Source organism: Methylobacillus caricis (assembly GCF_020532705.1).
GTDB classification, from domain to species: Bacteria; Pseudomonadota; Gammaproteobacteria; order Burkholderiales; family Methylophilaceae; genus Methylobacillus; species Methylobacillus caricis.
In genome coordinates this window covers 1,370,374-1,383,260 of sequence record NZ_JAJAVD010000001.1, presented here as the reverse complement: position 1 = coordinate 1,383,260, position 12,887 = coordinate 1,370,374, and the positions used below count along the sequence as shown (strand labels likewise).

General features: G+C 52.6%; 14 protein-coding genes. 10 read left to right on the top strand and 4 right to left on the bottom strand.

Annotation, left to right across the window (positions count from 1 at the left end):
* Nucleotide 1 precedes the first annotated feature (1 nt).
* From LG200_RS06575 to der, 8 genes are read left to right on the top strand one after another with little or no spacing between them, the layout of a single operon-like run.
* Entirely contained in the window at nt 2-916 is a 915-nt protein-coding gene (locus LG200_RS06575; RefSeq protein ID WP_226756776.1) for a helix-turn-helix domain-containing protein, read from the top strand.
* A 3-nt stretch (nt 917-919) separates the two neighbouring features.
* Complete coding sequence (gene ispG, locus LG200_RS06570; RefSeq protein ID WP_226756775.1) at nt 920-2,209, top strand: flavodoxin-dependent (E)-4-hydroxy-3-methylbut-2-enyl-diphosphate synthase; 1,290 nt, start codon at nt 920-922, stop codon at nt 2,207-2,209.
* A gap of 27 nt (nt 2,210-2,236) precedes the next feature.
* On the top strand, nt 2,237-3,496 hold the full coding sequence (hisS, locus tag LG200_RS06565; protein WP_226756774.1) for a histidine--tRNA ligase: 1,260 nt from the start codon (nt 2,237-2,239) through the stop codon (nt 3,494-3,496).
* Nucleotides 3,493-4,329: an ATP-binding cassette domain-containing protein gene (locus tag LG200_RS06560; RefSeq protein WP_226756773.1), complete on the top strand. Its 837-nt coding sequence runs from the start codon at nt 3,493-3,495 to the stop codon at nt 4,327-4,329. The genes hisS and LG200_RS06560 overlap by 4 nt, the downstream gene beginning before the upstream one ends.
* Nucleotides 4,326-5,141 (top strand): ATP-binding cassette domain-containing protein, encoded by an 816-nt coding sequence (locus LG200_RS06555; RefSeq protein ID WP_226756772.1) that lies wholly within the window; start codon nt 4,326-4,328, stop codon nt 5,139-5,141. Before LG200_RS06560 ends, LG200_RS06555 begins: the two co-directional genes overlap by 4 nt.
* Nucleotides 5,142-5,156: 15 nt before the next feature.
* Complete coding sequence (locus LG200_RS06550) at nt 5,157-5,783, top strand: YfgM family protein (protein ID WP_226756771.1); 627 nt, start codon at nt 5,157-5,159, stop codon at nt 5,781-5,783.
* Nucleotide 5,784: 1 nt separating this feature from the next.
* Complete coding sequence (bamB, locus tag LG200_RS06545; protein WP_226756770.1) at nt 5,785-6,951, top strand: outer membrane protein assembly factor BamB; 1,167 nt, start codon at nt 5,785-5,787, stop codon at nt 6,949-6,951.
* Nucleotides 6,952-6,955: 4 nt separating this feature from the next.
* Nucleotides 6,956-8,458 carry a ribosome biogenesis GTPase Der gene (gene der, locus LG200_RS06540; protein WP_226756769.1) on the top strand — a complete coding sequence of 501 codons (1,503 nt, stop codon included), beginning with the start codon at nt 6,956-6,958 and terminating at the stop codon, nt 8,456-8,458.
* A gap of 60 nt (nt 8,459-8,518) precedes the next feature.
* Here der and LG200_RS06535 read toward each other — a convergent pair whose 3' ends face one another.
* Complete coding sequence (locus tag LG200_RS06535) at nt 8,519-9,322, bottom strand: outer membrane protein assembly factor BamD (protein ID WP_226756768.1); 804 nt, start codon at nt 9,320-9,322, stop codon at nt 8,519-8,521.
* A gap of 99 nt (nt 9,323-9,421) precedes the next feature.
* Between LG200_RS06535 and rluD the strand changes: the two genes are divergently transcribed.
* Both rluD and pgeF read left to right on the top strand, forming a co-directional pair.
* The gene (gene rluD / locus LG200_RS06530) at nt 9,422-10,480 is read left to right on the top strand and encodes a 23S rRNA pseudouridine(1911/1915/1917) synthase RluD (protein ID WP_226756767.1); all 1,059 of its coding nucleotides are present in this window, start codon (nt 9,422-9,424) and stop codon (nt 10,478-10,480) included.
* Nucleotides 10,470-11,204: a peptidoglycan editing factor PgeF gene (gene pgeF, locus LG200_RS06525; RefSeq protein WP_226756766.1), complete on the top strand. Its 735-nt coding sequence runs from the start codon at nt 10,470-10,472 to the stop codon at nt 11,202-11,204. The genes rluD and pgeF overlap by 11 nt, the downstream gene beginning before the upstream one ends.
* Nucleotides 11,205-11,214: 10 nt before the next feature.
* On the opposite strand, the gene LG200_RS06520 is transcribed toward pgeF, so the two are convergent.
* From LG200_RS06520 to LG200_RS06510, 3 genes are all read right to left on the bottom strand, one after another.
* The gene (locus tag LG200_RS06520) at nt 11,215-11,610 is read right to left on the bottom strand and encodes a cupin domain-containing protein (RefSeq protein WP_226756765.1); all 396 of its coding nucleotides are present in this window, start codon (nt 11,608-11,610) and stop codon (nt 11,215-11,217) included.
* Nucleotides 11,611-11,718: 108 nt separating this feature from the next.
* On the bottom strand, nt 11,719-12,084 hold the full coding sequence (locus LG200_RS06515) for a VOC family protein (protein ID WP_226756764.1): 366 nt from the start codon (nt 12,082-12,084) through the stop codon (nt 11,719-11,721).
* 10 nt (nt 12,085-12,094) lie between these two features.
* On the bottom strand, nt 12,095-12,883 hold the full coding sequence (locus LG200_RS06510) for a heme ABC transporter ATP-binding protein (protein WP_226756763.1): 789 nt from the start codon (nt 12,881-12,883) through the stop codon (nt 12,095-12,097).
* Nucleotides 12,884-12,887 lie beyond the last annotated feature (4 nt).

Below are 12,887 nucleotides of genomic sequence, written 5' to 3'. Positions count from 1 at the left end.
AATGAGTGAGCAGCATCCCGATCTGCAGCCGGTAGAAATGGTGAGCAATATAAGCCGGATTGGTCCTGAACTGATTGCGGCGAGAGAGCGCCTGGGGTTGAGTATGGACGATGTATCGCATCGTCTCAGGCTCAGTTTGCGCCAGATCCAGGCATTGGAAAGCGATGACTTTGCCGTCATGCCTGAAGCGGTGATTACCCGTGGGTTTATCCGCAATTATGCGCGGTTGCTGGATATTGATGCTGCCCCCTTGCTAAGGGTCTATAGTCAGTATGTTCCCGAGCAGAGCCATCAGGCGATCAGTATTCCTTCTGCCAATATCGTGATTTCCGGGCCAAGCAGTAATGCATGGAAAGCCTATGTATGGTTCGGTGGGCTTCTGGTGCTGTTGTTGTGTGGCTGGATAGTCTATGTGGATTATTTTCCCAAGCAGGCCAATGTTGATCATGCTGAGTTGGTTGAAAGTCCAGCCTCTGTAAATGTGCAAGAGCAGGCTGTGACACCGGAGCCAGTTTTGCCAGCGCATTCTGTGGCTCCTGCAACTACTGCGCAACTTGCAGAAACGCCAGTTGAATCCAGCCAGCCCGAGGCTGCCAATGCTTCTCCTGCCGTGGTGCCGTTGCCCGCCCCCTCTGTTGCAGAAACGCCTGTCCAACCGGTCGCAACTCCTGCCGCTGGCAGTGCCAGATTGAAATTTATATTGACCGAAGCTTCATGGGTAAGCGTGTCAGATGCTAGCGGCAAACAAATACTGAATAAAACCTTGGCTGCAAACAGCGAGGAAGTGATAGACGGGCGCCCACCATTCAGGGTAGTGATAGGCAATGCCGCCGGTGCTGCGCTGGAATACAATAGTAATCGTGTTGATTTGGCTGGTTACACTAGAGTCAATGTAGCGCGTCTTACGCTGGAGTAGTCTTTGGATTATCAAACGAACCTTAGCCGCCGACCGACCAAGACTGTCATGATCGGACATGTCCCTGTCGGGAGCAGTGCACCAGTCGTGGTTCAGTCCATGACCAATACTGATACCGCGGACGCGGTCGCGACAGTCAAGCAGGTATATGAATTATGGCGTGCAGGCTCTGAAGTAGTGCGTATTACCGTCAACTCCCCAGAGTCTGCTGCGCAGGTAGGTACTATTCGCCGACAGCTTGATGATATGGGTTGCAATGTCCCTTTGGTCGGCGATTTTCACTTCAATGGACATCGCTTGTTGGCGCAATATCCCGATTGTGCGGAAGCCCTTGCAAAATATCGTATCAATCCCGGTAATGTCGGTAAGGGCTCGAAGCGGGATGAGCAGTTTTCCGCCATGATCCGTGCCGCCATTGATTACAACAAGCCTGTAAGGATTGGTGTCAACTGGGGTAGCCTGGATCAGGCCAAGATGGCGCGCATGATGGATGAAAACTCCAAACGTGCCGCACCCCTGACCTCTGAAGCACTAATGCGTGAAATGCTGATTCAGTCAGCACTCGAGAATGCAGCGGAAGCCGAAGACATAGGTTTGCCCAGCGACCGCATCATTATTTCCTGCAAGGTGAGCTCGGTACAGGATTTGATCAAGGTCTATCGGGATCTTGGTGGTCGTTGCGATTATCCATTGCACTTGGGGTTGACCGAGGCCGGTATGGGCTCCAAGGGTATCGTGGCATCCACTGCGGCATTGTCCATCCTGATGCAGGAAGGCATAGGGGACACCATCCGTGTCTCCTTGACTCCAGAACCGGGCGAGGCGCGAACCAAAGAGGTGGTGGTGGCGCAGGAGATCCTGCAGACCATGGGCATACGCTCTTTCACGCCATTGGTCACCGCCTGTCCTGGTTGTGGACGCACCACCTCAACTTTCTTCCAGGAATTGGCGCAGAAGATCCAGCACTATCTGCGGGATCAAATGCCTATCTGGCGTAGCCAGTATCCAGGCGTGGAAAATATGAGCGTGGCTGTCATGGGCTGTGTGGTGAATGGCCCTGGCGAATCCAAGCTGGCGAATATCGGCATTAGTCTGCCCGGTACTGGTGAAGTCCCAGTGGCCCCAGTATTTGTGGATGGAGAGAAAACCGTGACGCTCAAGGGGGAGGACATTGCCGAAGACTTCAAGGTCATTGTCGAGGATTATGTTCGAGTCAATTATGCCGAGGGCGGACGCTTGCGCCAGTCTGATTCACCTAAAGCCCAGAAAACCATCCCGCTTAAAGCGATCTGATTAAACAAGAATATTCAAGCCAAATCTATGTCCGACAAGTTTCAAAGTATCAAGGGTTTTTACGATATCCTGCCTGAGCATACTGCTCTCTGGCAAAAGCTGGAAGATACCGCCAGGCGGGTGTTGGCACAGTATGGCTATCGCAATATCCGCCTGCCTATCGTGGAACCAACCGAGTTGTTTATCCGTGGGGTAGGGGAACATACCGACATTGTCGAAAAGGAAATGTATTCCTGGGAAGACAAGCTCAACGGTGATCGCCTGACCTTGCGCCCTGAGGGCACAGCTGGTTGTGTGCGTGCCGTGGTTGAGCATAGCCTGACTTATAATGGACCACAGCGCCTGTGGTATATGGGCCCCATGTTCCGTCATGAGAATGTGCAGAAAGGCCGCCAGCGCCAGTTTCACCAGATAGGTGCAGAAGCTTTTGGTTACGGTGGCCCAGATGTGGATGCCGAGCAGATTGCCATGTTGTCCCGCCTATGGAAAGAGCTGGGGGTGGCAGACGAGGTTGAGCTGCAAATCAATAGCATAGGCGATGCAAGAGAGCGTGCTGAATATCGCCAGGTGTTGATTGCCTACTTCGAACAGCATGCGGATTTGCTGGATGAGGATGCCAGGCGCCGTTTGCATGCCAATCCACTCCGTATCCTTGATAGCAAGAATCCACGCATGCAGGCCATGATAGAAGGTGCGCCCAGGTTGATTGATGTACTTGGGGTCGAGAGTCGCGCCCATTACGATGGCCTCTGCCGGTTGCTGGATGATGTTGGCGTTGCATGGAAGCTGAATACTCGTTTGGTACGGGGGCTGGATTATTACAATCGTACCGTATTCGAGTGGGTGACCAGCAAGCTTGGCAGCCAGGGTACGATTGCTGGAGGAGGGCGCTATGACACCCTTGTCCAAAGGCTTGGGGGCAAGGAAACAGCTGCTTGCGGCTTTGGTATAGGTTTGGAACGCGTATTCCTGCTGATGCAGGAGTGCGGCATTGCGGCCGCTCATGCACCGGATGTCTACTTGGTCAATGTGGGAGAAGCTGCTGAGGCGCAGGCCCTGCGTATTGCCGAGGAGTTGCGCCATGCCGGGATGGCCGTCAGTCTGCATGCCGGTGGCGGCAGCTTTAAATCACAGATGAAAAAGGCGGACCAAAGTGGCGCATCATATGCGCTGATCCTGGGCGAGGATGAGGTGCTTGCCAGTGAGGTTTGCCTGAAGCCATTGCGCGAAAATGGTGAGCAACGCAGAATGTCTCTGTCCGAGGCTATCCAGACTTTGCAAATATGACTGAATTATTGCGCATCGAGAATTTAACCATCTCTTCGGCATCAGCTCCTGAACAGTTGCTGGTCAAGAATGTCTCTTTTGCGCTGGAGCGCGGCAAGACGACTTGTATTGTCGGGGAGTCTGGCAGTGGCAAGAGCCTGACAGCATTGTCTGTCATGGGATTGCTCTCAGATCAATTGCAGCGCCAGGCCGGCCGAATTGTATTTCAGGGAACTGATATCGCTGGCTGGAATAACCAGCAGTTGCGCAATATCCGGGGCAAACAGATCGGCATGATTTTTCAGGAACCCATGACCTCCCTCAACCCAGTATTGACAGTGGGTTACCAGATAGGGGAAGGGTTGGCTGTGCATCTTGGCCTGAAGGGGGCTGTTCTCAAGGCCAGAGTGGCCAGCCTGTTGCAACAGGTCGGCATACCGCCTGAGCGTGCTAACAGTTATCCTGATGAACTATCAGGCGGCCAGCGCCAACGGGTCATGATTGCGATGAGCATTGCCTGTGAGCCTGCCATGCTGATTGCCGATGAACCCACTACTGCATTGGATGTGACCGTCCAGGCACAAATTCTCAGATTGCTTGATGATCTCAAGACCCGCATGCATATGGGTATGTTGTTTATCACGCATGATTTTGGCGTTGTGGCAGATATTGCTGACAATGTAGTCGTGATGTTCAGGGGAGAGATTGTTGAGTCTGGTTCTGTGAACGAAGTACTTAACAATCCACAGCACCCTTATACCAGGGCACTGCTGGATTGTGTGCCTGATGTAGAGGGCAGCAAGCCATTAAAGCCTATTGATTATGCCTGGTTGAAAACGGGAGTTGTGGCATGAACCCTACCTCTGATCAACACATCTTGATTGCCTGTGGACTGAATAAAACTTATACGCAGCGTAGTGGCCGGTTTGGTTTTGGTAACAGCAAGGTCAAGGCGCTTGATGATGTGAGTGTTTCATTGCGTGCCGGTTCAACACTGGCCGTTGTTGGAGAGTCTGGCAGTGGTAAATCCACTTTGGCGCGTTGTCTGTTACAATTGCAGCCCTTGGACAGTGGCGAAGTCATGTTCCAGGGCAATAATCTCGCCAAGCTTTCCGGTCATGCTTTGCGTCAGGAACGCCGTCATTTGCAGATGATATTCCAGGATCCATTTGCCTCACTCAATCCCCGGATGAAAGTACGCGATATTGTGGGCGAGGGATTGTTGATCCATGAGATTGGCAGCCCTAAGGAACAGTTGGATCAAGTTGTCCGGATGTTGGAGCGTGTAGGCCTGAAAACGGCAGACCTGAATAAATACCCTCACGAGTTCTCTGGCGGGCAGCGCCAGCGCATAGGAATTGCAAGGGCATTGGTGCTTGAGCCTAAGGTGGTGGTATGTGATGAACCTGTTTCTGCACTGGATGTGTCGATACAGGCACAGATTTTGTTGTTGTTGAAAAGTTTGCAGCAGGAAATGGCACTGAGCTATATATTCATCAGTCATGACCTGCGCGTAGTAAGGCATATCGCGGATGACATTGCGGTAATGCATAAAGGCAAGATAGTAGAGCAGGGCAGGGTGACCGAGATATATGCGGCGCCGGCCCAAGACTATACTCGTAACTTATTGAATTCTATACCTGGTCGCAAACCTCTGGCGGCGTAATTTTTAGGAAATGGCATGGCATACGATTTGGAAGAGCAGGAACAGTTAGACGCGTTCAAGAGCTGGTGGAAGCGTAATGGCAATGTGGTAGTTGCACTCGCTGGGATTGCTGTTGTTGGTTTTGGCGGCTATGAGGGCTGGAAATATTATCAATATCAGCAGTCTGCTGCGGCTTCCATGCAGTATGAGACTATGGCGCGTACTGACATCAAGGATGTCAAGGCCATCAAGGCGCTGTCTTCAGAATTGATGGAGAAGTATTCCTCCACCCCTTATGCTGGCCGTGCTGCTGTAGCCGTCGCTAAAGTCAATTATCAGGAAAAGGATCTGGCAAGTGCCAAGGCCCAATTGGAGTGGGCTGCCAAAAATGCCAAGGAAGATGCGGTCCGAGCCGTTGCCTTGTTGCAACTGGCATCAATCCAGTTTGAGGAAAAAGCTTACGATGATGCCTTGAAAACTCTTAATGAGAAGCATGATGAGGGGTTTTCCGGCCTTTTTGCTGATCTCAAGGGAGACGTGCTGGTGGCTCAAGGCAAGCAGGATGACGCCAAGGCTGCATACAAGGATGCCCTGACGAAGCTGGATATGAGCGGCGATTATTACAAATACACAGAACACAAGCTTGAAGCGCTGGGGAGCTAAGTTGCGTTTAATTTCATTGCTGGTTGCCTCTGCATTTCTGATTGGCGGGTGTACATCACTGACTGACTTGAAAACCGATATATCTGAGCGCATGTTTGGGCGCGATGCAACTGACCCGCCCGCAGAGCTGGTTGACTTCAAGGCAACATTACAACCCAAGATTGTCTGGTCTGCACGCGTAGGAGAGGCAGGAGATGCTGATTTTACCCCGGCCAACGACGACGGCTTTGTCTATGCAGCCGGTAGCACAGGGGAGATATCCAAGCTTGATGCCATGAAAGGCAAGCAGGTTTGGCGTATCAATGCTGGTGAGAAATTGTCTGGCGGAGTAGGGCTGGGTGGCAACCTCGTCTTGGTTGGCACGCCTAAAGGCTATGTTCTGGCCTACGACCAGGCCGGCAAGCTGCTGTGGAAATCCAAGGTAAGCAGTGAGGTGCTGAGTGCACCACAAGTCGATAATGGCGTCGTCGTCGTGCGTTGTGGCGACAGCCGGATTTTTGGCCTCAATGCCAAGGATGGTGCGCGTAAATGGGTTTATGAGCGTGCCACGCCCACCTTGAGCCTGCGCAGCAGCGCAGGCGTGGTGATCAACGATGGCGCTGTATACGCTGGTTTTGCCGGTGGCAAGTTGGTAGCCTTGCGTGCCGAAGACGGAAAGATTGTATGGGAGGCTTCTGTTGCCCAGCCTAAAGGTACGACCGAAATTGAGCGTATAGCAGATATCACCAGCCTACCTGTTGTTGATGGATCATTGGTTTACGCCGCCGCCTATCAGGGTCGAGTAGCGGCAGTTGAACGCAGCACCGGTCGCGTGAGCTGGAATCGGGATATTTCAAGTTATACAGGGTTGGGGGCTGAAGATGCCCGCGTCTATGTCTCTCATGCTACAGGCGCAGTCTTTGCCCTGGATTATTCCAGCGGCCGTACGTTCTGGCGCCAGGCTGACCTCAAGAATCGCCATTTAAGTGCACCGTTGCCAATGGGCGGCGTGGTTGCCGTAGGCGACGTTGAGGGCTATGTACACTTGATGGAGCGTGACGATGGCTCGTTTGTTGGTCGTATCCGTACCGAGGATAGTCCGGTCATGGCACAGCCGGTGGCGCTGGGAACTAATGGTTTCCTGGTTCAAACCCGTAAGGGCGGCTTGTTTGCCGTATCTATAAAGTAATTTCATGCTGCCAACCATAGTACTCGTGGGCCGACCAAATGTCGGGAAATCCACATTATTCAACCGCCTGACCAAGACACGTGATGCCTTGGTAGCGGACCTTCCTGGCCTGACGCGTGATCGCCATTATGGACGCGGCGTGGTCGGCAGCAAACCTTATCTTGTTGTAGATACTGGTGGTTTCGAGCCACTGGTGGATAGTGGCATCCTCAAGGAAATGGCACGCCAGACATTGCTGGCCATTGATGAAGCCGATGTCATCATTTTCCTGGTTGACGGACGCAATGGCTTGGCACCCCAGGACAAGGTGATTGCAGACCGGTTGCGCAGAAGCCAGCGGCCTGTCTTGCTTGCGGTCAATAAAACCGAAGGTATGCAACGTGCCATTGTGAGCGCCGAGTTTCATGAACTGGGCCTTGGTGATCCGCTTTCAATCTCCTCGGCGCATGGCGAAGGCGTGCGTGACCTGGTTGAGCTGGCGCTTGAAGGATTTTCCGAGCCGGAAGAGGATGAAGAAGAGGCTGCCGGCAAGGTGCCCAAGGTGGCAATTGTTGGCCGGCCGAATGTAGGAAAATCTACGCTGGTGAACGCCTTGCTTGGTGAAGAGCGCGTCATTGCCTTTGACCAGCCGGGCACCACGCGTGATTCGATTTATCTGGACCTGGAACGCAACGGCAAGCATTACACCATTATTGATACCGCTGGCGTACGCAAGCGCGGCAAGGTGTTTGAGGCGGTTGAAAAGTTCTCTGTCATCAAGACCATGCAGGCCATTGAGGAGGCCAATGTGGCCATTCTTGTGGTAGATGCCCAAGAGGGCATTACCGAACAGGATGCCCACGTTTCAGCCTACATTCTTGAGTGTGGCCGGGCCCTGGTCGTGGCCGTCAATAAATGGGATGGCCTGGAGGAAGACAAGCGCGAGTGGGTGAAGCGCGAGATTGACCGCAAATTGCAATTCCTGGATTTTGCCAAGTTCCACTATATTTCAGCCTTGCGCAAGAAAGGCCTGGGGGAGTTGTTTGGTTCTGTGGACGACGCTTACAAGGCGGCGATGGCCAAGCTTTCCACACCGCAACTGACCCGTGTGCTGGCTGATGCCACGATGCAGCATCAGCCTCCCATCAGCAAGGGGATACGTCCCAAGTTGCGTTATGCACACCAAGGGGGCAGCAACCCGCCTATTGTGGTTATTCACGGTAACCATGTGCAAGGCATCAAGGATAGCTACAAGCGTTTTCTGGAAGGCATATTCCGCAAGGCGTTCCAACTGACGGGCACACCCTTGCGGGTGCAGTTCAACCAGGGTGAAAACCCGTTCGCCGAACCCGATGCACGCAAGCAGGGCGAGGGAATTGTCAGCATGCGCAGACGCAAGACAGCCGAACGCGCGGCCTTGAATGCACGCAAGAACGAGGAAACAGGCAAGGTGAAGAAAAAGCCTGGTGTGGTTGCCAGCGCCCGTAACCTGCCTGCCACAAAGAGAAAGCCGGCCCCCAAGAAGTAATCCTGGGTCCCGGCTTTATAAGGATCAACTGAAAAGAGCGGCTAAGCTGCCCTCTGCGTTTTAGTACAGGCTCTCCCAGAATTTCCACCATACTTTTTCATCTGTAGGCACATTGTTGCCGAGCATGGGGCTGTTAGGATAGTTCTGCGCGAGTACACGACGTGTGTCATCGCGGAGGTCATTCATATTCATCAGGTCATAGGCGCTGATCAGGATGACCAAGGCTTCTTCGATGTGCGGGCTGTCAGGGTAGAATTCCAGCACGTATTTGCAGCGGTTTGCCGCAGCTACATAAGCCTGGCGCTTCATGTAATAACGGGCGACATGCAGTTCATGCTGTGCCAGTGAGTTGACCAGATAGCTCATGCGCAATGTTGCATCTTTAACGTAACGGCTGTTTGGATAGCGGTTTACCAACTCCTTGAGAGACAGAAAGGACTCACGCAGCGATTTGGGATCACGATCACTAATCTGCTGCTTGGTCAGTTTTTCCACAACGCCGCGCTCATTGAAAGTGGCCAGGCCTTTCATGTAGTAGGCATAATCAACATTTGGGTGGTTGGGATGCAGTTTGATGAAACGGTCTGCTGCTGCCATCGTGGATGCAGGGTCGTTTTTCTTGTAATGGGCGTAAATCACTTCAAGTTGGGACTGGGTGGCATAACGCCCGTGCGGGTAGCGGGACTCAAGAATCTGGAAATACTTGATGGCTTTTTCATAATCGCGGGTGTTCATGTTTTCTTCAGCCGCGGCGTAGATACGTTGTACAGGCCAGCCCTTGGTTTCATCCAGTTCTGTAGGAGCGCCGAAAATGGCGCAGCCTGTGAGCCAGAGTACTGCAATTAACGCTAAACTATGCTTCATTTACCAAAGTCCATGTGTAAGGTTTGTGGATTTCATTTTTCATGCTTCATGACAACTGATCACCCTGGAGTCCAGGGCGACATTTTTTGATTATAACCGATGAGCCATTCCACTACTCCTATTACTCTCACAATTACTCAAGAGCTCGGCGGCCTGCGCCTGGACCAGGCCCTGCAGAAGCTGATGCCTGAGCATTCCCGCTCGCGCATACAAGGCTGGATCAAGGATGGCCTGGTGACGATTGCCAATGAAACACCGACGGCAAAATTAAAGGTGTGGGGCGGAGAAAAGATAGAGATTATTCCTCAGGCGACCCCTGAATCTACGGCTTTCAGTGCCGAGGATATTGCCATAGATGTAGTCTATGAAGATGACCACATTATAGTGATCAATAAACCGGCTGGCCTCGTGGTTCATCCGGCAGCTGGTAACTGGGAGGGCACTTTGCTCAATGCATTGCTGCACCACGCACCGCAGCTGAAGGATATTCCACGGGCGGGTATTGTGCACCGCCTGGACAAGGATACCAGCGGCTTGTTGGTCGTTGCCAAGACATTGGCCGCCCAGACCCATCTGGTACGCCAGTTGCAGGCCCGCACAGTGAAGCGGGAATACCGTACGATAGTCTGGGGGCAGGTCTGGCGCAATGGCAAGATAGACCAGCCGATTGGACGCCATTCTCATGCCAGGACCAAGATGGCGATCAATCGCATGGGCAAGCCTGCCGTCACCCAGTATGAAGTGCTGGACCGGTTTGGCGTGCATACCTATATGCGGTGCATGCTGGAAACCGGCCGTACGCACCAGATCCGCGTGCACATGCAGCACCTCAAGGCCCCTATAGTAGGAGATCCGGTCTATGGTATTCGCGGCATATTGCCTTTACGCCATATGTCACAGAACTTGCGTGAAGTATTGCTCAATTTCAAGCGACAGGCATTGCATGCCATTCGCCTTGGCCTGATTCATCCTGCTACAGGTGAGCCCATGGAGTGGCAGGTGGAGCTGGCTGCCGATATGAAGATCCTGTTGGAAGCCATGAGACAAGAGAATCTGCCACAAGAGGAAGCAGAGACTGTCTTTGTCTATGAGTATGACGAGGATGAGGCATATGCAGATGATGAAGAGTGGCTAGACGAAGACGAAGATGCTGAGTGAATATAACCTGATCATTCCCGACTGGCCTGCGCCTGCAAATATAAAAGCCGTGCAGACCACGCGCCTAGGCGGTATCAGTCAGTTTCCTTACCAGAGTCTGAATCTTGGCATGCATGTGGGCGACAATGCCTTGCATGTTGCCGCCAATCGCCAGTTGCTCAATATTCATGTGCCTACTGAGCCAGTATGGCTTAACCAGGTGCATGGCATACGCGTGATCGATGCAGCTACTGCTAATTGTGTCCCGGATGCCGATGCCTCCTTTGCCAGAACCAGAAACACGGTGTGTGCGGTGATGACAGCAGATTGTTTGCCTGTTTTGCTTTGTGATCAAGCAGGTAGTGTCGTTGCGGCGGTGCATGCTGGTTGGCGAAGTTTGCTGGATGGGGTGATAGAGGCATCGGTTGCTGCCATGGCTAGTCCTGGAACAGAGCTTTTGGCATGGCTTGGCCCTGCCATCGGCCCGGAGGCTTTTGAAGTGGGGGATGACGTCAGGCTGGCTTTCATTGCCAGGGATGCGGCGGCAGAGCAGGCATTCAGGCCAGGCTCAGAAGGCAAGTGGCTGGCCGATATTTTTATGCTGGGAAGGCAACGCCTTGCGAATGTTGGTGTGACCAGAGTATATGGAGGAGGTCAATGTACCTACAGTCACCCGGAACGCTTTTTCTCATTCCGCCGTGATCAGGCGACTGGCCGTATGGCCAGCCTGATCTGGCTTGAATGAAAGTGGGAAGTTATTGTTGTTCTACCAGGGGAATACCTTCCCCCCCTGCATAAAATACAATCAGCTCCGCTGGACTATTTCCGGTATAGCCACGGTGCACGCTGTGCACCATTTCTGGCAAGGCATCACCTTGTTTCAGATGCATGGTCTCCCCAGTGGTCTGTTTTTCCACCGTAATTTCACCGGAAAGAATGTAGGCGACATTAGGTACGGGATTGCTATGCCAAGGCAGAGATGTGTTGGGCGGTATGACATATCGCAACACGCTTAACTCTGGTTTTCCACCAGGATATTTGGCATAGGATCTGCCATCCCAGGCAGTAAAGCTTCTCAGTAGCGGTTCGACTTTTAACTCAGGCTGAGCTTCAGCAGCGATCACATTACTGCCCATAAAAAGTGCAGACATGCACCAAAATGACCATATCGTTTTCATCAGGCCTACTCCTTTATGTTGATGCCATGCGATCATGGATATACATAAGGGAAGTAAGCAAGGATCAAGCCATAAAATGAGTCATATATTTTGGCCGATTCGCCACAACACGCCGCTTGGATCTGAAAACACAAAGTCACGCATACGCCAGGGTTGATCTACCAGATCTGATATTTTGCTGCCATATTTTTCTGTAATGCCTGATTGCTGGATGTGTTCGTACCAGGCGGAGACATCCTCCACTAGCAAATGCATCATGAAATTGTCGGCATATGGCTGGACATAAAAATCCTGCAGCAAGAAGGCGCAATGTTCAAAACAGAAGTAAGCGACACCACCGCCTTCTGAGCGTTTTTCAAAGCCAATATCCTGATAGAACTGTTGTGAAACGACAAAATCCCTAGCTGGGACGAATGTCTTGATTTCGACAGCTTTCAAATTGCTCATTTGCCTGCCTTCAGTGATTGCGCCTGGCGGCTATCATGGGTGTGCCGCCATCGGGATGTTTGAGTAAAACGCATGGCAGGTCAAAACATGCCTCTACCGCGTCCGGATTCATGACAGCCTCTACACCATCCATTTTTTGAAGCCTGCCATCACGCATTAATGCGATGCGGTCGGCATACTGCGCCGCGAGGTTGAGGTCATGCACGATGGCAACCACTGCGACATCGCCTTTATTGGCCCAAGTTCTTGCGATGCCAAGGATGCGATGTTGCTGACGCGGATCCAGTGCCGCTGTTGGCTCATCCAGCAATAAGAGCCTCGGGCCCTGTGCGGCTTCCCAGATTTGGGCAAGTACGCGAGCCATTTGCACTCTGGCCTGTTCGCCGCCCGACAAAGTGGAATATATCTGATGGGCCAAGTGAATGGCATCCACCTCAAACAGGGCAGCCTCTGCAATCCTGCTGTCCATTTCTCGGGCGGCACCCTGGTGATGCGGGTGGCGGCCCAGTAATATGACTTCAAGAGCCGTATAGTCAAAACCTACTTCGCCACGTTGCTGCATCAGCGCACGTTGACGAGCCAGTTGCAGCAGATTCCAGTCATGCAGAGCTTTGCCATTCCAGCGCACTTGCCCACGAGTGGGAGGCAATTCGCCGCACATCAGGCGAATCAGTGAACTCTTGCCTGCCCCATTAGGGCCACAGATGGCGACGAATTCGCCAGGGGCAATCGTAAAGCTGATGTTGTCCAGCAGGGTTTTTCCGCCAATGTCCAAACCGGTGTCGATGATTTCCAGCATGTTG